The 21,125-nt window shown below is 67.5% G+C and carries 24 protein-coding genes; 19 read left to right on the forward strand and 5 right to left on the reverse strand.

The annotated features are described in order from the left end of the window. The first annotated feature begins 6 nt into the window (after positions 1–6). The 6 genes from BST42_RS17050 to BST42_RS17075 all read left to right on the forward strand — a co-directional run bounded on the left by BST42_RS17050 (position 7) and on the right by BST42_RS17075 (position 5,504). A complete protein-coding gene (locus tag BST42_RS17050; RefSeq protein WP_083120490.1) occupies positions 7–387 on the forward strand; it encodes a PPOX class F420-dependent oxidoreductase in 381 nt (126 codons plus the stop codon). A gap of 41 nt (positions 388–428) precedes the next feature. Beyond that, positions 429–824, forward strand: coding sequence for a PPOX class F420-dependent oxidoreductase (locus tag BST42_RS17055; protein ID WP_083120491.1), 396 nt, complete (start codon positions 429–431; stop codon positions 822–824). A 71-nt stretch (positions 825–895) separates the two neighbouring features. Further along, entirely contained in the window at positions 896–1,363 is a 468-nt protein-coding gene (locus BST42_RS17060; RefSeq protein WP_083120533.1) for an FxsA family protein, read from the forward strand. A 43-nt stretch (positions 1,364–1,406) separates the two neighbouring features. Then, positions 1,407–3,005 (forward strand): amidohydrolase, encoded by a 1,599-nt coding sequence (locus tag BST42_RS17065; RefSeq protein ID WP_083120492.1) that lies wholly within the window; start codon positions 1,407–1,409, stop codon positions 3,003–3,005. Further along, entirely contained in the window at positions 2,998–4,734 is a 1,737-nt protein-coding gene (gene lnt / locus BST42_RS17070) for an apolipoprotein N-acyltransferase (protein WP_083120493.1), read from the forward strand. The genes BST42_RS17065 and lnt overlap by 8 nt, the downstream gene beginning before the upstream one ends. After that, positions 4,731–5,504, forward strand: a complete 774-nt coding sequence (locus BST42_RS17075) for a polyprenol monophosphomannose synthase (protein WP_083120494.1) — start codon at positions 4,731–4,733, stop codon at positions 5,502–5,504. Before lnt ends, BST42_RS17075 begins: the two co-directional genes overlap by 4 nt. A 12-nt stretch (positions 5,505–5,516) precedes the next feature. On the opposite strand, the gene BST42_RS17080 is transcribed toward BST42_RS17075, so the two are convergent. After that, positions 5,517–5,855, reverse strand: coding sequence for an RNA polymerase-binding protein RbpA (locus BST42_RS17080; protein WP_036345376.1), 339 nt, complete (start codon positions 5,853–5,855; stop codon positions 5,517–5,519). A 142-nt stretch (positions 5,856–5,997) separates the two neighbouring features. Between BST42_RS17080 and BST42_RS17085 the strand changes: the two genes are divergently transcribed. The 7 genes from BST42_RS17085 (at position 5,998) to BST42_RS17115 (ending at position 11,658) form a co-directional block, all read left to right on the forward strand. Continuing rightward, positions 5,998–6,327, forward strand: coding sequence for a hypothetical protein (locus BST42_RS17085; protein ID WP_083120495.1), 330 nt, complete (start codon positions 5,998–6,000; stop codon positions 6,325–6,327). 243 nt (positions 6,328–6,570) lie between these two features. Continuing rightward, complete coding sequence (locus BST42_RS17090) at positions 6,571–7,281, forward strand: ABC transporter permease (protein WP_237159479.1); 711 nt, start codon at positions 6,571–6,573, stop codon at positions 7,279–7,281. Next, positions 7,278–8,015 carry an ABC transporter ATP-binding protein gene (locus BST42_RS17095; protein WP_083120497.1) on the forward strand — a complete coding sequence of 246 codons (738 nt, stop codon included), beginning with the start codon at positions 7,278–7,280 and terminating at the stop codon, positions 8,013–8,015. The genes BST42_RS17090 and BST42_RS17095 overlap by 4 nt, the downstream gene beginning before the upstream one ends. A 56-nt stretch (positions 8,016–8,071) precedes the next feature. After that, positions 8,072–9,055 carry an ABC transporter substrate-binding protein gene (locus BST42_RS17100; protein ID WP_083120498.1) on the forward strand — a complete coding sequence of 328 codons (984 nt, stop codon included), beginning with the start codon at positions 8,072–8,074 and terminating at the stop codon, positions 9,053–9,055. 10 nt (positions 9,056–9,065) lie between these two features. Continuing rightward, on the forward strand, positions 9,066–10,163 hold the full coding sequence (locus BST42_RS17105) for an LLM class flavin-dependent oxidoreductase (RefSeq protein ID WP_083120499.1): 1,098 nt from the start codon (positions 9,066–9,068) through the stop codon (positions 10,161–10,163). A gap of 104 nt (positions 10,164–10,267) precedes the next feature. Continuing rightward, positions 10,268–10,651 (forward strand): ArsR/SmtB family transcription factor, encoded by a 384-nt coding sequence (locus BST42_RS17110; protein WP_083120534.1) that lies wholly within the window; start codon positions 10,268–10,270, stop codon positions 10,649–10,651. Beyond that, positions 10,648–11,658 (forward strand): cation diffusion facilitator family transporter, encoded by a 1,011-nt coding sequence (locus BST42_RS17115; RefSeq protein ID WP_083120500.1) that lies wholly within the window; start codon positions 10,648–10,650, stop codon positions 11,656–11,658. The genes BST42_RS17110 and BST42_RS17115 overlap by 4 nt, the downstream gene beginning before the upstream one ends. On the opposite strand, the gene BST42_RS17120 is transcribed toward BST42_RS17115, so the two are convergent. Then, the gene (locus BST42_RS17120; RefSeq protein ID WP_083120501.1) at positions 11,655–12,350 is read right to left on the reverse strand and encodes a hypothetical protein; all 696 of its coding nucleotides are present in this window, start codon (positions 12,348–12,350) and stop codon (positions 11,655–11,657) included. The two genes, BST42_RS17115 and BST42_RS17120, sit on opposite strands and share 4 nt — an antisense overlap. Before the next feature lie 76 nt (positions 12,351–12,426). On the opposite strand from BST42_RS17120, the gene BST42_RS17125 reads away from it, so the two are divergent. From BST42_RS17125 to BST42_RS17135, 3 genes are all read left to right on the forward strand, one after another. Continuing rightward, positions 12,427–13,947: a carboxylesterase/lipase family protein gene (locus tag BST42_RS17125; RefSeq protein ID WP_083120502.1), complete on the forward strand. Its 1,521-nt coding sequence runs from the start codon at positions 12,427–12,429 to the stop codon at positions 13,945–13,947. An 83-nt stretch (positions 13,948–14,030) separates the two neighbouring features. Continuing rightward, the gene (locus BST42_RS17130; RefSeq protein ID WP_083120503.1) at positions 14,031–16,016 is read left to right on the forward strand and encodes a DUF7064 domain-containing protein; all 1,986 of its coding nucleotides are present in this window, start codon (positions 14,031–14,033) and stop codon (positions 16,014–16,016) included. A gap of 36 nt (positions 16,017–16,052) precedes the next feature. Continuing rightward, a complete protein-coding gene (locus BST42_RS17135; protein ID WP_083120504.1) occupies positions 16,053–16,271 on the forward strand; it encodes a hypervirulence associated TUDOR domain-containing protein in 219 nt (72 codons plus the stop codon). A 13-nt stretch (positions 16,272–16,284) separates the two neighbouring features. Here the strand turns inward: BST42_RS17135 and BST42_RS17140 are convergent, their stop codons facing one another. Then, positions 16,285–17,172, reverse strand: coding sequence for an SCO6745 family protein (locus BST42_RS17140; protein WP_083120505.1), 888 nt, complete (start codon positions 17,170–17,172; stop codon positions 16,285–16,287). A 35-nt stretch (positions 17,173–17,207) separates the two neighbouring features. Between BST42_RS17140 and BST42_RS17145 the strand changes: the two genes are divergently transcribed. Further along, positions 17,208–17,789 carry a DUF4333 domain-containing protein gene (locus BST42_RS17145; protein WP_237159473.1) on the forward strand — a complete coding sequence of 194 codons (582 nt, stop codon included), beginning with the start codon at positions 17,208–17,210 and terminating at the stop codon, positions 17,787–17,789. A gap of 9 nt (positions 17,790–17,798) precedes the next feature. Here the strand turns inward: BST42_RS17145 and BST42_RS17150 are convergent, their stop codons facing one another. Next, positions 17,799–18,521 carry a FadR/GntR family transcriptional regulator gene (locus BST42_RS17150; RefSeq protein ID WP_083120506.1) on the reverse strand — a complete coding sequence of 241 codons (723 nt, stop codon included), beginning with the start codon at positions 18,519–18,521 and terminating at the stop codon, positions 17,799–17,801. Between the two features lie 124 nt (positions 18,522–18,645). On the opposite strand from BST42_RS17150, the gene BST42_RS17155 reads away from it, so the two are divergent. Both BST42_RS17155 and BST42_RS17160 read left to right on the forward strand, forming a co-directional pair. Beyond that, positions 18,646–19,140, forward strand: coding sequence for a gluconokinase (locus BST42_RS17155; protein WP_083120507.1), 495 nt, complete (start codon positions 18,646–18,648; stop codon positions 19,138–19,140). Positions 19,141–19,145: 5 nt separating this feature from the next. Then, entirely contained in the window at positions 19,146–20,582 is a 1,437-nt protein-coding gene (locus BST42_RS17160) for a GntP family permease (protein ID WP_083120508.1), read from the forward strand. Between the two features lie 9 nt (positions 20,583–20,591). Here the strand turns inward: BST42_RS17160 and BST42_RS17165 are convergent. After that, positions 20,592–21,125: RDD family protein (locus tag BST42_RS17165; protein ID WP_435406043.1), on the reverse strand; the 534-nt coding region annotated here is incomplete at its 5' end.

Genomic DNA, 21,125 nt, shown 5'->3' on the forward strand with positions numbered 1-21,125 from the left:
GTCCGCATGGCACTCACATTCGCCGACGTGGTCCAGGCGAAATACATCACGCTGACCACATTCACCAAGGATGGCCGGCCCAAGCCCACCCCGGTCTGGGTCGTCCCGACCGGGGACACCGCGCTGGTGATCAGCGAGAAGAACGCGTGGAAGGTCAAGCGCATCCGCAACACCCCGCGGGTGACGGTGGCCATCTGCGATATGCGGGGCAACGTCAAGAGTGAAGCCGTAGAGGCGGTCGCGAGCGTGCTCGACGAGTCGCAGACCGAACGCGTCTACCAGGCGATCGGCAAGCGCTACGGGATCGTCGGCCACGTCTTCAACTTCTTCAGCAAGCTGCGGGGCGGGACCAACCGCACGATCGGACTCGAATTGCGCGCTGCCTGAGGCGGAGGCTTCAAAAAGCCGGCTAACGGGAACAGTGACGCATGGCAAACTCGGTGGCGAACCCCACCTTTCACGACGTCGCCCAGTCGAAGTACCTGCTGCTCACCACGTTCACCAAGGACGGCAAGCCCAAGCCGACGGCAATCTGGGGCGTTCCCGACGGTGACCGGTTGCTGGTCATCACCGACCGGGTGTCCTGGAAGGTGAAGCGGATCCGCAACACGCCGCGAGTCACCATCGCGGCCAGCGGTTCACTCGGCAAGCCGAAGGGGCCGGCGGTCGAGGCCACCGCGCGGGTGCTGCCGGACTCGGAGACCCGCGCCGTCTACAACAAGGTGCTGCGCCGCTACTGGCAGCACTCCTGGTGGTTCTATCTGCACAGCCTGGTCCGCGGCGGCATCGACAAGGTGCACGTCGCGCTCGAGATCACCGCGTAACCGAACTCTCAGGCTGCTATCAGCGGCAACCGGAACCCGACCGGTGCCCGAGTCGTTGCCAATGCATGGTGATGCGGACGTTCTTGATCTACGCCGTGGTCGAGCTCGCGGTGCTGGCCGCCCTGACCTGGTCGGTGGGCATCGGCTGGACGCTCCTGATCCTGCTGGCGACCTCGGTGATCGGTGTCGCGCTGGCGGGCTCGCAAGTCAAAAAGCAGATCCTCAAACTGCAGCGCACCCGCACCGACCCGCAGGGCGCGGTCGCCGACAGCATGCTCGTCGCACTCGGCACCGTCCTGATGTTCATCCCCGGCATCGTCTCCACCGCCGTCGGCGCGCTGATGCTGCTGCCTCCGACCCGTAGCGTGGTGCGCCCGCTGGCGGGAATGGTGCTCACCCGCGGCATCGCCCGCAGGGTCAGCGTCATCAACCTGACGGCGCCCGGCTACTCAGGCCGCGGGGATTACATCGACGGCGAGGTCGTCGAGGAACAGGTTCGAGCACCGGTCCACGACGCCAACATCGTCCGCCGGTACTGACCCGCTGCGTCTGTCCCGCAGCTGCGGGGGAGACTGACTGACCGTGACCACACTGCTGCTGGGCGGGCGCATCCACAGCCCGACGCACCCGGATGCCACGGCAATGGCGGTGCGCGACGGTGTCGTCGCATGGCTGGGCAGCGACGAGGTCGGCCGATCCCAGTTCGCTGATGCGCAGACGATCGACCTCGACGGCGCGTTCGTTTCACCCGCCTTTGTCGACAGCCACATCCATCTCACGTCGACGGGTCTGCTGATGACGGGGCTGGACCTGACGGCTGCGACCTCCAAACAGCACTGCTTGTCGCTGGTCGCCGAGCATGTCGCCGCCCATCCCGGCCAGCCGATCTGGGCTCACGGCTGGGACGACACCGGCTGGGCCCGTGACGAGGCACCCAGCACCGCGGACCTCGACGCCGTCGTCGGCGCGGTCCCGGCCTATCTTGCCCGCATCGACGTGCACTCGGCCGTGGCCTCGACCGGTTTGCGTGAACTGGTGGCGGGCCTGCCCGCCGTCGCCGGATATCACCCGCAGCGGCCGCTGTCGGCCGATGCCCACCACCTGGTCCGCTCAGAGGCCCGCCGCCTCCTGACCGTCCGTCAGCGCGCCGACGCCCGGCGTGCCGCGCTGGACGCGGTGGCGGCCGCGGGCATCGTCGCGGTCCACGAATGCGCCGGGCCGCAGATCGGCGGAGCCGACGACTGGCAGGAGCTGCGCGCGACCGAGCACGGCGTCGAGGTGGTCGGCTACTGGGGTGAGGCGGTATCCACCGCCGCGCAGGCAACCGCCCTGGTCGAGGCGACCGGCGCACGCGGGCTGGCAGGTGACCTGTTCGTCGACGGCGCACTGGGCTCGCACACCGCCTGGCTGTGCCATCCGTACGCCGACGCCGCGGGCACCACCGGCAACTGCTACCTCGAACCCGAGGCCGTCGCCGACCACCTGTTCGCCTGCACCGAGGCCGGCGTGACGGCCGGATTCCACGTCATCGGCGACGCGGCGGTGACCGCGGTCGTCGACGCGCTGACCCGGCTCGTCGACCGGTTCGGGGCACCCGCCGTCGCCCGCTGTGGGCACCGGATCGAACACGTGGAGATGGTCAACGCCGAGCAGGCGGCCACTCTGGGCCAGTGCGGCGTCACGGCCAGCATGCAGCCCAATTTCGACGCACTCTGGGGCGGGGTCGACGGAATGTACGCCCGCCGTCTCGGTATCGGCAGAGCAGCCGCGCTGAACCCGTTCTCGCTACTAGCATCGGCAGGCGTGCCTTTGGCGTTCGGCTCAGATGCCCCGGTGACCAGCATCGATCCCTGGGCGACGGTGCGTGCGGCCAGCAATCACCAGACCGAGGGCAGCTCGATTTCGGTCCGTGCGGCGTTCGCCGCCGCGACTCGCGGCGCGTGGCGGGCCGGCGGGGTGCGTGACGGTGTCAGCGGGACCCTGGTCCCGGGTGCGCCCGCGTCGTACGCGGTGTGGGAGCTCGGCGCCGGGGGCCTGGACGTGGCTGCTCCGGCCGACGGTGTGCAGCGCTGGTCCACCGACCCGCGCTCGCGGGTACCCGCGCTGCCCCGGTTGGCGCCCGGCGATCCGCTGCCGCGCTGCCGTCACACCGTGCACCGGGGTCTCGTGCTTCATGGCTAGTCGTCTGCTGAATTGGATCCGCACCGCGCTGCCGCCGCGGATGTTCCGGCTCCTCGTCGCGGTGACCGCCGGGCTGCTGTTGTGCATCAGCTTCCCGCCGATCGGCTGGTGGTGGTCGGCGGTCGTGAGCTTCGCGCTGCTGAGCTGGGTGCTGACCCATCCCAGGACGACGCCCGCCGGTGGCCTCGGTTACGGCTTTCTGTTCGGACTGGCGTTCTACATCCCGCTGATCCCGTGGATCAGCGGGCTGGTCGGCCCCGTGCCGTGGCTGGCGCTGGCGACGATGGAGGCGCTGTTCCCGGCGCTGTTCGGCTGGCTGGCGGTCGCGGTACGCCGCGTTCCCGGCTGGCCGTTGTGGTTCGCTCTGGTGTGGTCAGCCCAGGAGTGGCTGAAGGAATGCGTGCCGTTCGGCGGGTTCCCTTGGGGCGTGGTCGGTTTCGGTCAGACGAACGGGCCGTTCCTGGCGCTGGTACAGCTCGGCGGAGTGCCGTTGTTGTCGTTCGGGATCGCGCTGATGGGCACGTCGCTGGCGGCACTGGTGCTCGAGGTCGCACGCTGGTGGCAGCAGAGCAGTAAGGCCCCGAAGGCCGGGCACGTGTCGCTGCCCGGGGTGTTGTTGCCCGGGCTGTGCATCACCGCGGTGTTGCTCACCACCGCGATCGCGGCCCCGCAGGTGCGCCGCGCGGCCGGAGGAGCAGGCAACGAGCCGACGGTCACGGTGGCCGCCGTCCAGGGCAGCGTGCCGCGGTTGGGGCTGGACTTCAACAGCCAGCGTCGTGCTGTGCTGGACAACCACGTCCGCCAGACCCTGCAGCTGGCCGACGATGTGCGGGCGGGCAGGGCGCCGCAGCCGCAGTTCGTGATCTGGCCGGAGAACTCCTCGGACATCGATCCGATGACCAATACCGACGCCGCCCAGCAGATCAGCGTGGCCGCGCAGGCCATCGGCGCACCGATCCTTGTTGGCGCCGTCGTCGCGCGCCCCGACTGGACTCCGCAGAACCCGTACGCGTCGAACACCGTCGTCGTCTGGGATCCGGTCACCGGGCCGGGCGAGCGCCACGACAAGCAGATCATCCAGCCGTTCGGCGAATACCTGCCGTGGCGGGGCTTCTTCCGGCATCTGTCGTCCTTCGCCGACCGGGCCGGCTACTTCGTGCCCGGCAACGGCTCAGGGGTCGTGCACGCCGCCGGTGTGCCGGTCGGCGTCGCCACCTGCTGGGAGGTCATCTTCGACCGTGCGCTGCGGGAATCGGTCCGCAACGGCGCACAGTTGCTGGCCGTTCCCACCAACAACGCCACGTTCGACCAGAACATGAGTGAACAGCTGCTGGCATTCGCCCGCGCCCGCGCCGTCGAGCACGACCGCTACGTCGTAGTCGCCGGCACGGTCGGGATCAGTGCGGTGATCGCCCCGGACGGCGCGGAAATCGCCCGCACACAGTTCTTCACGCCGGGGTATCTGGACATGACGATGCGGCTCAAGACCAGCCAAACCCCGGCCACGCGGTGGGGCCCGCTGATCCAATGGGTGCTGGTGGGCGCTGCCATTTCGGTCGTGATCGGGGCCATGCTGCACAATGGTTGGTTCATGCGTCCGTTGCGCCGTAGGCGGCGGCAGCGGGACGCAGGCAGCATGTCCGGGGGCGAAGACGACGGCGAGAACACGCCGGAGCAGGGCGAATCAACCGCCGCCCTGGCCGGGCAGCACGACAAAGGAGAGTCATGACCGACCGGGGAAACACGGGCGCCGTGCGGCCCAGCCAGCGCACCCTGGTGATCATTCCGACGTTCAACGAGCTGGAAAACCTGCCGCTGATCGTGGGCCGGGTGCACAAAGCCTGCCCCGAGGTGCACGTGCTGATCGTCGATGACGGCAGCCCCGACGGGACGGGCGAGCTCGCCGACGAGCTCGCGCTGGCCGACACCGACCGGGTTCACGTGATGCACCGCAATGCCAAGGACGGCCTCGGCGCGGCGTACCTCGCGGGGTTCGCCTGGGGCCTGAGCCGCCAGTACAACGTGCTCGTGGAGATGGACGCAGACGGCAGCCACGCGCCTGAACAGCTCTACCGGCTGCTCGACGCGATCGACAACGGCGCGGACCTGGCGATCGGGTCGCGCTACGTACCGGGCGGGACGGTGCGCAACTGGCCCTACCGGCGGCTGGTGCTGTCCAAGACCGCCAACACCTACTCCCGCGTGCTCCTCGGGGTCGGCATTCACGACATCACCGCGGGCTACCGTGCCTACCGGCGTGAGGTACTGGAGAAGATCGACCTGTCCGCGGTCGACTCCAAGGGATACTGCTTCCAGATCGATCTGACCTGGCGCACGATCAACAGCGGTTTCACCGTCACCGAAGTGCCCATCACGTTCAGCGAGCGCGAACTCGGGGTGTCGAAGATGAGCGGCTCGAACATCCGCGAAGCGATGGTCAAGGTCGCCCAGTGGGGCCTCGGCGGGCGGTTGGACCGCGCCCGCGGCGTCGTCAGGTAACTACGGCGGCGATCAGCTGCCGCGGCGCTTGGACTTGATCAGGTCCAGACGCTCCTTGAGTAACTCCTCGAGCTCCTCGATCGAGCGGCGCTCCAGCAGCATGTCCCAGTGCGTGCGCGGCGGCTTGACCTTCTTGGGCTCGGGCAGGTCACCGTCGATGAGGGTGCCCTCGAGGCCGTTCTTGCAGGGCCAGGTGCCGGGAATCTCGGCGTCGTCGGCGAACGGAACCTCGAATTCCTCGCCGTTCTCGGTGCGGTACCGCGCAATCTGACGCGGCGCCAGGTCGTGGTTGCGGTCCGTCTCGTAGCTCACGGCTCCGAGGCGGCTGCCTCTCAGGACGCGATCAGCCATCGTCAATTCTCCTTCGGTGCCAATTAAGGGCCGGGCCCCCTATGAAGTCCAGGTAGTGAACGCAAGACAACTCGCTGCGGTTCCCGACTCGACCCACCATGATACCGGGATCACTTCGCGATGCCGTCTACAGTCACATGACGTGACGCGTCGTTCCCGCTCCCAGCCGTGTCGGTGGTGTGGACGTGAGGTGGCCGACGTCGGGATGGGCCGGCGCAGACAGTACTGCCGCCAGTCGTGCCGGCAACGCGCGTACGAGCAGCGGGCGTTGGTCAAGGGCAGCGCCATCCCGGAGGACGCGGTGGTGCTCTCGGCCGACGAGGCCGCCGAACTGTCCGACCGGGTGTTCCAGGTGCGCTGCGCGGCCGAAGACGTCGCGACCGCGGTCGACGAGGGTGCGGCTACCGCCGAATTGCGGGAATTGTGCGACGCGCTGGTTCGGGCCGCCAAGGCTGCCGACGGCTGGCGCTGACTCGCCGGAGCTTTTGGTCACCACGAATCAAACCCTTATCGCAGGGGTGGGTCGTTCCTAGGGTCAATGGACGCGGCGAGTTGATGTCGCCCGCCCATCGTCAGCCACCCACGTATCGCCCGGGGGACCCACACCGTGACCACATCAGCAGTGCAGGCTTCGGCGCTGGTCCTGCCGACCGGCTCGCGCACGACTTCACACCGCAGACAGCACACGTGGACGCTTGCCCGCTGGGCTTCACCGGTGATCCTGCTGGCGTTGTGGCAGTTGGGCAGCGCGGTGGGAGTCATCTCCCAAGAAGTGCTGCCCGCACCGTCGCTCATCGCCGAGGCCGGCCTGGAACTCGTCCGCAACGGTCAACTCGGCGATGCCTTGCGGGTATCCGGTGCACGGGTGCTGCAGGGACTGCTGCTCGGTGGCGTGATCGGCATCGGACTGGGCAGCGCGGTAGGCCTGTCCCGGTGGACAGAAGCGACCGTCGATCCGCCCATGCAGATGTTGCGAGCCCTGCCACACCTCGGTCTCATCCCGCTCTTCATCCTGTGGTTCGGCATCGGCGAGCTGCCCAAGGTTCTGCTGGTCGCGCTCGGCGTCAGCTTCCCGCTGTACCTCAACACCTTCTCGGCGATCCGGCAGGTCGATCCGAAGTTGTTCGAAACAGCTGAGGTGCTTGGCTTTTCATTCCGTCAGCGATTCGCAAACATAATCTTGCCCAGCGCCGCGCCGCAGGTGCTGGTGGGTCTGCGCCAGTCGCTGGGGATCGCATGGCTGACGTTGATCGTCGCCGAACAGATCAACGCCGACAAAGGCATCGGCTATCTGATCAACAACGCGCGCGACTTCCTGCGCATCGACATCATCATTTTCGGGCTGATCGTGTACGCACTGCTGGGCATCACGACCGATGCGATCGTGCGCTCCCTGGAGCGCCGCGCATTGAGGTACCGGTCATGACCATGACGTTCGAACGCCAGACCGCGGTGGCAGGCGAACTGCGGCACATCGACAAGTGGTACGGCGAACAGCATGTGCTCAAGGATATTTCGGTCACCGTCGGCGCCGGAGAGATCGTCGCGCTGGTCGGCCGCAGCGGCTCCGGTAAATCCACCGTGCTCCGTGTGCTGGCCGGGTTGTCCCGCGACCACACGGGTGAACGCAGTGTCAGCGGCCCACCCGCGCTGGCATTCCAGGAGCCTCGACTGTTTCCCTGGCGCACGGTGGGCACCAACGTCGGATACGGGCTGACGCGATTCCGGCTTCCGCGTGCCGAGGTCTCCGCCCGAACGGACCGGGCGCTGGCCGACGTCGGTCTGGCCGACCGGGCGGGTGCGTGGCCTTTGACGCTGTCTGGTGGTCAGGCACAACGAGTTTCCCTGGCCCGGGCCCTGGTCGCGGAGCCGCCGCTGCTGTTGCTGGACGAACCGTTCGGCGCACTGGACGCGCTGACGCGGCTCAGCATGCATTCGCTGTTGCTACAGCTGTGGCGACGCCACCAGTTCGGCGTGCTGTTGGTCACGCATGACGTCAACGAGGCTGTGGCACTTGCGGATCGGGTGCTCGTGCTGGGTGACGGAGAAGTGGTGTTCCAGACGGCGATCACCGATCCGCGACGGCCGCCTGGAAGCTCGTCGACCGCCACCGACAATCACCGAGCCGAGCTGCTCTCGCAGCTCGGTGTTCAAATCTGATAGGAGCACCGTTGTCTCTCAGAGTATTTCGCCGAGTTCTCGTCGCGCTCACCGTCATGGGACTGCTGCTGACGGGCTGCGTGTCCCGCCAGCAGAGCACCGGCGCGTCCCAGGCCCCGGCGACGGTGCCGCTCAGTGAGCTCTCCGGACTCACCTTGCAGGTGGGCGATCAAAAGGGCGGAACCGAAGCTCTGCTGCGCGCCGCCGGAGCGTTGGACAACCTGCCCTACCAGGTTGTGTTCTCGACGTTCACGTCCGGACCGCCACAGATCGAGGCGGCGACCGCGGGCAAGATCGACTTCGCCATCACCGGCAACACCCCGCCGATATTCGGTGCGGCCTCGAACGCGAAAGTGAAGGTGGTGTCGGTCTACAACGGTGGGGGTGTGGGCGACCAGATCCTGGTCCAGGCGGACTCGCCCATCCAGTCCGTGAGCGACCTGCGCGGTAAGAGCATCGCGGTTGGCAAGGGCAGCTCTGCTCACGGCCATCTGCTGGGTCAGCTGGACAAGGCGGGGTTGACGCCCGCTGATGTGAAGTTGGTGTTCCTGCAACCGGCCGACGCCCTGTCGGCGTTCAAGGCCGGCCAGGCCGATGCGTGGGCGATCTGGGATCCCTACACCGCGCAGGCCGAGCAGCAGCTGAAGGTGCGCTCGATCGCTCAGGCGAAGGGGGTGACCAACGGCTACTGGTTCGGGGTGGCATCCGACGCGGCGCTGGCCGATCCCAAGCGCAGCTCCGCTCTGGCCGATCTGCTGGTCCGGTTCGCCAAGGCGGCCAAGTGGGCTCAGGATCACCCGCAGGAATGGGCCGAAAAGTACTCCGCGGCAGTGGGCTTGGACCCCAAGGCCGCCGAGGTTTCGCAGAGTCGCAGCCTACGGCTGCCGACAGTCCTGAGCGACGAGGTGGTCGCGTCGGAACAGAAGATCGCCGACCTGTTCGCCAAATCGGGGCAGATTCAGACTGCGCCTGACTTCTCGAAGTGGGTCGACCGCCGCTATGCCGCTGTGCTCGAGCCAGTTCTCATCAGTTCCAATTAGGAGGGTTTTCGTGTCCGCGAAGTTTTTCTGGTTCCTGCCCACCAACGGTGACAGCCGGTCGATCGTCGGGGCATCGCATGCGTCGGCGCACCACACGATTCCCGATGGGTACCGTCCACCGACGCGGCGGTATCTCGCCGAAGTGGCGCGGGCTGCCGACCGGCTCGGATTCGAGGGCGTGCTGACGCCGACCGGAACATGGTGCGAGGACGCATGGCTGACGGCATCGGCACTGCTGGCCGAAACCGAGCGGCTGAAGTTCCTCGTGGCCTTCCGGCCCGGACTGGTGCCGCCCACACTGGCCGCCCAGCAGGCGGCGACGCTCCAGCGGTTCTCCGATGGCCGCCTGCTGCTCAACGTCGTCAGCGGTGGCGACGACCTCGAGCAACAGCGATTCGGCGACTGGCTCGACCACGACGAGCGGTACGCCCGCACCGGGGAGTTCCTGCAGATCGTGAAGTCGGTGTGGGGTCAGGAGTCGTACGACTTCGACGGCGACTTCTACAAGATCCGCGACGGCCGAGTATCCGCGCCGCCGAACCCGTTGCCGGAGTTCTACTTCGGTGGGTCGTCGCCGGCCGCGTTGCCCATCGCCGCCGAGCACGTCGATGTGTACCTCACCTGGGGAGAGCCGCCGCTGGCCGCGAAGGCCAAGATCGACGCGGTGCGGGAACTGGCCGAGGCCCGTGGCCGCAACCTGCGTTTCGGGATCCGGCTGCACACGATCACCCGCGACACCTCGGCCGCCGCGTGGGCGGTCGCCGAGGAACTGTTGAGCGAGTTGACGCCGGACCAGATCGCTCAAGCGACCAAGCTTCATGCCAGTTCGGAGTCCGAAGGGCAGCGCCGGATGACCGCGCTGCACGGCGGCCGCACCGACAAGCTGGAGATCTACCCGAACCTGTGGGCCGGCGTCGGGCTGGTCCGCGGTGGGGCCGGTACCGCCTTGGTCGGTAGCCATGAAGAGGTGGCCAACCTGATCTGGGAGTACCACACGGTGGGGTTCGACGAGTTCATCCTGTCGGGCTACCCACACCTCGAAGAGGCCTACTGGTTCGCCGAGGGTGTACTTCCGATCCTGCGCGCAAAGGGAGTTCTGGCGGCGTAACCCGGGTCGTTCTCACGCCGCGCGTGGGGGTTGTCGGTGCCCGGACCGGGTTCTGCCACCAACAGCCCCCACGCTGGGCGGGCATGCTCCGCTATTATCTGCGTATGAATGCAGATAGGCAGCTTGCCGACGATCACGTGCTGCTCGTTGTCGAGGTCTTCCGCATGCTGGCCGACGCCACCCGCGTGCAACTGCTGTGGTCGTTGATCGACGGCGAGCTCAGCGTCAACGATCTCGCCGAGCGCATCGGCAAGCCGGCGCCCTCGGTGTCCCAGCACCTTGCCAAACTGCGGATGGCCCGCCTGGTGCGTACCCGACGAGAAGGCACCCAGGTGTTCTACCGCCTGGAGAACGACCACGTGCGCCAACTCGTCACTGACGCGGTGTACAACGCCGAGCACGCAGGCCCGGGTGTGCCGTCGCACCACAACAGCGAATCCGCCGTCGTTCCGCTTACGCGTGATCAGCGAACCAGGACCCGCCGATGACGCGAACCGAAAAGCATCTTCCGGCAGATCAATCCGGCCACCACGGTCATGACCATGACCACCACACCGGTCTGCGCGCGGCGGTCACCGGCATCTTCGCCCCACACTCCCACGACTCGGCCGACAGCCTGGACAGTGCGCTCGAGTCCAGTGCGGCCGGTATTCGTGCGGTCAAGATCAGCCTGGTCGTACTGGGTGTCACCGCGCTGGCTCAGATCGCCGTCGTCGTGGCGTCCGGGTCGATAGCACTGGCAGCCGACACCGTCCACAACTTCTCCGATGCCTTGACCGCGGTGCCGCTGTGGATCGCATTCGCGTTGAGTACCAAGGCCGCAACGCGGAGATACACGTACGGCTTCGGCCGCGTGGAGGATCTCGCCGGGATGTTCGTCGTCGCGATGATCGCGCTGTCCGCGATCATCGCCGGGTACGAGGCCGTCGGACGTCTGATCCATCCGCGCCCGATCGAGCACCTCGGCTGGGTCGCGCTCGCCGGGCTGCTCGGCTTCGTCGGCAACGAATGGGTCGCGCTCTACCGGATCCGCGTCGGACGCCAGATCGGTTCCGCCGCTCTGGTGGCCGACGGGCTGCACGCCCGCACCGACGGATTCACCTCCCTGGCCGTGGTGATCGGTGCAGGAGGTGTCGCCCTCGGCTTTCCGTTGGCGGACCCGATCATCGGTCTGGTGATCACTGTGGCCATCCTCGCGGTGTTACGCACCGCGGTCCGGGATGTGTTCCGCCGCTTGATGGATGGCGTTGATCCCGAACTCGTCGAGATGGCGCAGGCGGCGCTGGCTGCCCGGCCGGGAGTGCGGGCGGTACGCAGCGTGCGGATGCGGTGGATCGGCCACCGGCTGCACGCCGACGCCGAACTCGACGTCGACCCCGATCTCACGCTGGCGCAAGCACATCACGTGGCCCACGCAGCCGAACACGACCTCACCCACGCCGTGCCAAAACTCGCGACCGCGATGATCCACGCCTATCCGGCGCACACGCACTAACAGGCGTACTGCACGCCGATGCCCGCCGGCGGGGTGACCTGCCGGGCGCACGCGAACGCGTCGACACCGTCGGCGGCAAGCCGTATCGCCGACTGCTGCGCGTAATTCACGCACACCAGGGCGCTCGCGTCGGTCCGGCAGCGGTAATTACCGAACGACAGTGATACGTCATACGGCAATTCGCGGCCCTGCCCTGCCGCGAAGCGACCCGGATCGCCGTGCGCCGAACCGACTTGGACGGTCGACCCGTCGAAGTCGACCCAACCGCCTTTCCACTGGCCGTACACGTCCGGGGGCCGCGGCGGCGGATTCGTCAGCTCCACCAGGCACGCCAGCGCGGGGGACCCGTGTTTGGCGTCGGTCATGCAATTCGTCCCGCCCGGGGTCGTGAAGGCCACATCGTCGCCGAGCTCGGTGGTGACGCTGCCGCGCAAGGCGATGTGGTACTGCGCCGCGTCGATCGGGGGAGCTGCCTCGATCCACCGGATCGCGTCGGCGATCGGTACCCCGGGCGTGGGTGCCGGGACCGACGATGTGGCGGTGGTCGAGGTGGACGATGGCGGCGCGGACGACGACGTGGCCGTGCGCGACGGGGTGATCGGTGTCAGCTGAGTTTGGCGCGCCTGACCGCCTGTCGCGCCGGAACATCCCGCGACCAGCAGCGACGCGGTGAACAGCACGGCGATCCGCATCCCGACAGGCTAGCGGGCCGCAACAGATCGGGTTGTCAGGCGCGTCGAGGAGCGCAATGTTCGCTACCGTCGAGTGATGCACGAACACACCGTCCGCGCCACCACGGGCAGCGGCATCGTCGAGGGGTTCGTCCGCAACGGGGTCAACAGGTGGCGTTCGATTCCCTACGCCCGCCCGCCGGTTGGGGCGCTGCGCTTCCGCGCGCCGCAGCCCCCGCAGCCGTGGCGCGGCGTCCGGTACTGCCACGGCTTCGCCAACTGTGCCCCCCAGCAGCGCCGCTACACGATGCTGGCCGTGGGCAAGTACCAGCCGATGGGCGAGGACTGCCTGACCCTCAACGTCGTCACCCCGCAGTGGACCGGAAGCGAGCCGGACCACGAACCGTTGCCGGTGATGTTCTTCATCCACGGCGGCGGTTATCTGATGGGCAGCTCGGCCACTCCGCTTTACGACGGCGCCGCGCTGGCTCGCCGCGGCTGCGTGTACGTCTCGGTGAACTATCGCCTCGGCGCTCTCGGTTGCGTGGACCTCTCGTCGCTGTCCACGCCGGACACCCCGATCGACAGCAATCTCTTCCTGCGCGACCTCGTGCTGGCGCTGCGCTGGGTACGCGACAACATCGGGGCATTCGGTGGTGACCCCGGCAACGTGACGATCTTCGGCGAGAGTGCCGGCGCCCATGCCGTCGCGACGCTGCTGGCCGTTCCGGAGGCGGAAGGCCTTTTCGCGCAAGCTATTTCGGAAAGCCCCGCGTCCGGCTTGGTGAGCGGTCCGGAGACCGCTGCGACGATTGCCGGCAAGTTCGCCCGGCTGCTCGGGTCCAGCGGAGACGACGGCGCCGAAACCGTGATGCGGGCCCGCCCCCGGGATCTGGTCGCCGCCCTGGACGCGCTGCTGGCCAAAAGCATGACCGACATGGACGGCGCCTTCTCGCTCGGCCCCACCTACGGCGACGACGTCCTGCCCGACGATCCGATCGCGGCCATGCGGCGCGGGGCGATCCACAAGGTGCCGCTGATCGTCGGCACCAACGCCGACGAAGGCAAGCTGTTCACCCGGTTCATGAAGCTGCTTCCGACCACCGAGCCCGCTATCGAGCGATTGCTGGCGAGCGCGGAACCCGAAGCGCGCCAACGTATCACCGCGGCCTACCCCGACTACCCGCGGCCGGCGGCCTGCGTCCAGCTCGGGGGGGATTTCGCGTTCGGGACCGCTGCCTGGCAGATCGCCGAGGCGCACGGCCGGCACGCGCCGACGTATGTGTACCGCTACGACTACGCGCCGCGGACCCTGCACTGGTCGGGACTGGGCGCCACCCACGCCACCGAGCTGCTGGCCGTGTTCGACATCTACCGGACCCGGTTCGGTGCCGCGCTGACCGCGGCGATGGACCGGCGCTCGGCGCTGAAGGTCAGCCGGGATCTGCAGAACAGGTGGCGGCATTTCAGCCGCACCGGCGTACCGGGCGACGGCTGGCCCCGCTACACCGAGGCGGAGCGCCCGGTGCTGGTGTTCGACCGGCACACCCGCGTCGATTACGACCCCCATCCGCATCGGCGTGAGGCATGGGCAGGGTTTTCACTGGCCGGCCGCTAGCCTGACCAGGACTGATTTGACACCCGTCAAGAGATGGCGGGAAAACCTCTCGGGCTGCCGGGGATGTGTCCTAGGTTGGTCGCGTGCAGATCAACGACATCGTCATCGAGCGACCGACTGACCTCACCGCCGGATGGCTGACCGCCGCCATCGGGTTCCCTGTCACCGGATTCACCGTCGACCGCATCGGTACCGGCCAGATGAGCGAGTGCTACCGGGTCGGACTGACGTATGCCGACGGCGTCGAAGGGCCCGCCTCGGTGGTGCTGAAGGTCGCCGCGACCGATCCGACGAGCAGGCAGACCGGGATGGCGCTGGGTCTCTACGAGCGCGAGGTCAGGTTCTACGCCGACGTGGCGCCGCGGCTCGGCGGCCCGGTGGCCGAGTGCTACTACAGCTCGTACGACCCTGAGACGGGGATCTTCGCGCTGCTTCTCGACGACGCGGCTCCCGCCGAGGTCGGCAACGAAATCCGCGGCGCCACAATCGAAGACGCTGTTCTCGCGCTGACGGAGCTGGGACGGCTGCACGCCCCGGCGATCGGTAACGATCACCTGGCCGACGCCGAATGGCTGACCCGGGCCGCGCCGCTGAACCAGGCGCTGATCGGTCAGCTCTGGGCGGGTTTCGCCGACCGCTACGGCGAGGCGATCACCGCCGAGCAGCGGCAGGTGTGTGAGCGGCTGGCGGGCAGTTTCGACGCCTACGTGGCCGACGAGTCCCTGCCCGAGCGGATCAAGGGTCTGGTGCACGGCGATTACCGGCTCGACAACATGTTGTTCGGCCGTCCCGGATCCCGGCGCGACCTCACCGTCGTGGACTGGCAGACCGTAACCTGGGGGCCTGCCATGACCGACGTGGCGTACTTCATCGGATGTGCCGTCACCATCGACGATCGGCGCGCCCACTACGACGAGCTGTTGCGTGCGTATCACCAAGGGCTGGGGCCTGATTCGGGTGTCGCGCTCGACGACGTACGCGAGGGCGTCCGGCGGCAGAGCTTCGCGGGGGTGATGATGGCGGTTGTCTCGTCGATGCTTGTCGAGCGCACCGACCGCGGCGACGAGATGTTCCTGACCATGCTGGACCGGCACACCAGCCACGTCCTCGACACCGGCGCGCTCGACATCCTGCCGCCGCCGGCCACCGCTGCCGCTCTGCAGCCCGACCCCGCCGACGAAGGCGCCCATCAGCCCGGTACCGAGCCACTGTGGAACGAGAGCTGGTACTGGGACTTTGCCGACCCGGCTCAGGGTATCGGCGGCTGGCTGCGGCTCGGCCTGGTACCCAACCAGAACGTCGCGTGGATCAACGCGCTGGTGTGCGGCCCCGATATGCCGACGGTGGCGCTGGTGAACTTCGAGGCGCCGATGCCCAGCGACCCTCTGGTGGCCACGGCCGATGGCGCCGAACTACGTCACGGCGCCATCATCCCGCTGCAGACCTACCGCGTCGAGGTCCGCGGCACCGCACTGGAATACGACGATCCGTCGGCGCTGCTGCGCGACGAGCCCGGCAGGCCCGTCGAATTGGCCATGGACCTCACCTGGACGACGGTCGGGACCCCGTACGCCTATCGCATCACCACCCGCTACGAAATCCCCTGCACCGTAACCGGAACCGTCACCATCGACGGGACCGTACACCAGTTCGAGGCAGTGCCGGGGCAGCGCGATCACTCCCACGGTGTGCGTGACTGGTGGAGCATGGACTGGGTCTGGAGCGCCCTGCACCTCGACGACGGCACCCACCTACACGGTGTCGACCTGCGCATCCCGGGTATGGACCCGATCAGCGTCGGCTACCTGCAGCGCGCCGGCGAACCGGTCACCGAGACGACGACTGTGCGTGCCGAGGCGACGTTCTCCGACAACGGGTTACCGCTGACGACGACCATCGACTATCTGCCCGGTCCGGTCCGGACGACGGTCCATGTTCGCGGTCACGCGCCGGTCCGGCTGGTGGCGCCGGAGGGTCAGGTCAGTTTCTTCCCGCGGGCCTGGGTCACCGTCGACACCGCCGACGGGCGGACCGGGTCGGGCTGGGTGGAGTGGAACCGCAACGTGTGACCGGTTAGACCCGGGACCGCGGGGGTACGCGCAGGAATGGGCAAGGACGAATTCCACAAGGGCGACAAGGTCACCTGGCAGAGCCACGGCGGCACCGCCGAGGGGACGGTGGAGGAGAAGATCACCTCCGACACCACCGCCGCCAAGCGAACGGTACGCGCGTCGAGTGACGATCCGCAGTATCGGGTTCGCAGCGACAAGAGCGGTAATGACGCCGTTCACAAACCCGAAGCGCTGCACCGCAAATCGAGCTGAGCCAGGGGCCGGCTCAGAGGCGCGCGCTGTCGTCGTCGAGTTCGTCGCGGCGCAGCGCCATCGGCGTCGCCGCGGGTAGGTCACCGCCGGCGATGACGGTCCGGGTGATCGGGGTGAGGGCACGGAACAGACGCTCCACCGAATCGTCGTCGAGAGCGTCCAGCGCGGACAGCGACAGGCTGTCGGTGCGCGTTTCGACGTGCTCCTTCAGAGTCCGGCCGGCCTCGGTGAGAGTGCCTGTGGGCGTGAGCAATCCGCGCTCCTGCAGCGACCGCACGCACGAGGCCCACTCCTCGTCGGAGTAGTCGCGGGTGCGTTTGATGAAATCGGCGGGCACCGCCCCGGCGCCGACGTGGAAGACATTGGACTCGCGTCCGCTGATGCCCTCGCTCACCAGCACGGCGATATGGCCGTCGCCGCGGTGCTCACGTAACAGCGTCGCAGCATGCCACAACGCGGCCAGCGGGGCGTCCGGCCAGGGCAGTGCGCGGTTCGCCGCGAACAGCGGGCGGCCGTCCAGCGGAGCGTTTCTCGCCGCCAGGCCGGCCAGTTCGGCGGCCTCCGCAACCCCCGGCGTGTCGTCACCGAGCCCGTAGCCCTGCAGCGCCGCGACAGCGGTGTCCTGCCGGACGCGCACCATCTCCTCGGGTGCGGCGATATCCCAGATCGCGGGTATGGCCTTGGCCACCCGTTCGGTGGAGAAGTTGTAGAACGTCGCGGTCACCAGTTCTACCGGCACCCGGCCGAGCGGTGCCGAACGACCGGCGAAGTAGCCGCGCCAGAACCCGACGAATCCCATGGCGTCGAACGCACTTCGCACCCCGGGGGCGAAGTAGGTGATGCCGTGCACGGGTTCGTAACGGTCGAAGAATCGGCGTGCCAGGGCTGGGGTTCTGCTCATTGAAGTAGTGAACCACTTGGTATCTTGCTGGCATCGTGCGGCCGCCCGCGCCGCGGCCCGGCTGGGAGGTCACCATGCGTGCCATGACGGCGCTCGCTCGGCTCGGGGCCGGGCTCACCGCGGTGAGTGTTGCCTGCGCGGCACTGAGCGGGTGTTCGTCCGACGTCGGCACCGGTGGTCTCGCGGTGTCGAAAACGGACCTCGAGAAAGACATCACCCAGCGTCTGCAGAAGGCGGGTGAGAAACCGCAAACCGTGAGCTGTGCCGAGAATCTGCGGGGCGAAGTCGGCAAGACCACCCGTTGCGAGGTGCTGCTGAGCGGCTCCGACAGCTTCGACCTCGTGGTCACCGCGACAAAGATCGACGGGGAGAACATCAGCTACAGCATGGTTCCCGCCGCGTCGAAGGATCAGCTCGACAAGCTGGTGGCCAAGACCGTGTCTCAGTCGTCGGGCGTCGCCGTCGAATCTGCCGACTGCGACGGCGGTTTGGACGGTAAACAGGGTGCAGAGGCGCACTGCGATGTGACGGCGGCGGGCGAAACGACGCGGCATACCGTGACCGTGACCAAGGTGGAGGGGCTGATGATGTACTTCCACGTGCAGCCGGCGGCGTAGGCACGCAAGCTAATTCCCGGGCGGCACCGAGAGATCACCGGCCAGCGCTGCGGCGGCTTCGTCGATGATGGCCCGCATGGCGCGCTCGGCGGCAGCCTCGTCGCGCATCCGTATCGCGCGGGCGACCTCGTCGTGGAGTTCGATCGCGGCGGGGTTGGGCCGATCGGGCATCATGCCGTGGTGAGTGCGTCCGCCGAGGACCTCGGCGACCACATCGTTGAGCGCCCGGAACATCTCGTTACCGCTGGCCTCCAACAATGTGCGGTGAAAGATCTTGTCCGCCAGCAGATATGATTCCAAGTCGCCGGAGCGGCCGTGCACCACCATGTCGGACACGGCGGCCGCCATGATCCGGCACTGATGGGGATCGGCGCGACGCGCCGCCAGTGCGGCGGCCGCAGGCTCGAAGCCGCGACGCAACTCCGACAGCGACATGAGCTGCGCGGCGCGGTCACCGACATCCAGCCGCCAGCGAATGACCCTGGGGTCGAACACGTTCCATTTACTCGATGGCTGGATGGTGATGCCGACCCGGCGGCGCGGGGCGACCATTCGCATGGACTCCAGCACCCGGATGGCCTCCCGCGCCACCGAGCGCGAAACCCCGTGGTCCGCACTGACGTCGTCGAGGGTGAGTACATGCCCGGGCTGGTAGTGGCCGGAGACGATCGCTTCGCCGAGCGCGGTCAGCACGCTGCTGTGCAGCTCGCTGACGATTGGCTCCGAACTCACACATACATGTTGTCATACGCGCCCTGCAGCAAGGTAAAAACAGATTGATCACGATTTGGTATTGCAAACGTATGACTATTGATGAATGCTGTGTGACATGGCGAACAGGAGGGTAGACGCAGGCATGACCTCACCCATCGTCGTCATGGGAGTGTCCGGTTCGGGGAAATCAACCGTCGGCGCAGCGCTGGCGCAGCGGCTGCGCGTGCCGTTCGCCGACGCCGACGACTTCCACCCACCGGCCAATATCGCCAAGATGACCGCGGGGCACGCGCTTGATGACGACGACCGCTACCCGTGGCTAGAGGCGATCGGGGTATGGCTGGCCGATCACCCCGGCGGCGGCGTGATGAGCTGCTCGGCGCTCAAGCGCGCCTACCGCGATCAGCTTCGCAGGCACTGCGCCGGCGTGAAGTTCCTGCACTTGAGCGGAACTGCGGAGGTCATTGCTCGCCGACAGGCAAGCAGGCCAGGCCATTTCATGCCGGCGAGCCTGCTGGCCTCGCAATTCGACACGCTCGAACCTCTCGATGCCGACGAAGACGGCATCAGCATCGATGTCGATCAGAGCATCGACTCGATCGTCGACAGCTACGTAAACCACGCTGAAGGAAAGTGACGCCAATGAACGCCCATGCCACCCTCCTGGCCGAAGCGCCCACGCTGGCGACACCGGTCGCGCCCGGCTGGCAGCTCATCCTGGCCTTCCTCGCCGGTATCGCGGTGATCGTCGTCCTGATCACCGTGCTGCATCTGCACCCGTTCCTGTCCTTGATCTTCGGTGCGTTGACCGTCGGCATCGTGGCCGGGGAGAACCTGGAAAAGGTGCTGAAGTCCTTCAGCGACGGCTTCGGGTCCACCGCCGCGGGTGTCGGCATCCTGATCGCCCTCGGCGCGATGTTCGCCAAACTTCTCGCCGACTCCGGTGGCGCCGACGAAATAGTCGACACCATCGTCGGGCGGGCGTCGCCGCGCGCGCTGCCATGGGCGATGGCCTTGGTGGGCGCGATCATCGGCCTACCGATGTTCTTCGAAATCGGCCTCGTCCTGCTGATGCCCGTCATCTATCTGGTCTCGCGGCGCTCACAGCTGTCGTTGATCACCGTGGGAATCCCGGCACTGGCCGGCCTTTCCGCGATGCACGGATTCGTACCGCCCCACCCGGGACCGCTGACCGCGATCAGCCTGTTGAACGCGGACCTCGGCCTGACGCTGGCGCTCGGTGTGGCAGTCGCGATCCCGACGATCATCGTGGCCGGCCCGTTGTTCGGCAAGCTGGCCGGGCGCTGGGTTGTGGTGGAGGCGCCCGACACGTTCGGTTCGGGTGCTGCCGCGCTGCGCGCCGCCGGCCCAGAAGCCGAGGTCATTCCCGACGAAAACCGCGGCAGCCGCCGACCGTCATTCGGGGTGACGTTGTTCAGCGTCCTGCTCCCTGTCGTGCTGATGCTCGGCAAGGCGCTTGTCGACATCTTCATCGACGACGAGAACCAATGGTTCCGAGTCACTTTCGACGTCCTGGGTACCCCGCTGGTCGCACTGCTGATCGCGGTGATCGTGGGTATCTTCACCCTGGGTGGCGGCGCGGGGATGAGCCGGTCCGAGGTGATGAAATGCGTCGAATCGGGTCTGCCCCCGGTGGCAGGCATCATCCTGATCGTCGCCGCGGGTGGTGGTTTCAAACAAGTCCTCGTCGACAGCGGTATCGGTACCCTCTTGGCCGACTGGGCCAAGACCGCCAACATCTCGGTGATCCTGCTGGCCTGGGTGCTGGCCGTCCTGATCCGGCTGGCGACCGGCTCCGCGACGGTCGCCACCATCACCGCCTCGGCACTGGTGCTCCAGTTGGTGGAAGGTCTCGGTAGCGGCGAGGTGTCGCTGGTCGTGCTGGCCGTCGGCGCCGGCTCGCTGTTCTTCTCCCACGTGAACGACGCCGGATTCTGGTTGGTCAACCAGTATTTCCGGATCACCGTGGGTCAGACGATCAAGACCTGGTCACTGATGGAGACGGTGCTGTCAGTGACCGGCCTGATCGTCGTCCTGCTGCTCGGTCTGGTGATCTGACCGCGGCGGTCAGCCCTTCACGACCTGGGTTCCGCCCGCGAGTTCGTCGTGCTTGCCCTGCTTGGTCGGGCTTCCGTTGATCGTCACCGCGATCACGATGTAGGCGATGACGGCCAGCAGACCGCCGATGTAAGGGATCACCGACAGCAACGTGAATGAGTTGCGGATAGCCGACTGCTGCACATCAGGCTTGGGTGCACCGCCGGGTCCGCGGACGCTCAAGCCCAGGATCTTCTTGGCCGGAGTCCAGCCCTGGGTCACCTCGAAGACGACGAAGTATGCAAACGTCAGCACGCCCGAAAACAGCCCGGTCACAAGGATGTTGCTGGTCGCATCGAACAGCAACGCGAGCACGAAGGACACGATGCCGACGATGATGCCGTCGATCAGACGTGCGGCGAACCGAATGCCCAGCCCGCCCGGCTGGCCGGCCGAGGGGATCGGAGGCGGAAAGCCGCCGCCGTAATTCGGTTGGCCGTAAGGGTTCTGCGGTGGCGGGGCGTACCCGCCTGACTGGCCGGGCGGCGGCGGGGCGTACCCGGG

Origin of the sequence: Mycolicibacterium rhodesiae (assembly GCF_002086695.1) — a bacterium.
Lineage (GTDB): Bacteria > Actinomycetota > Actinomycetes > Mycobacteriales > Mycobacteriaceae > Mycobacterium > Mycobacterium rhodesiae.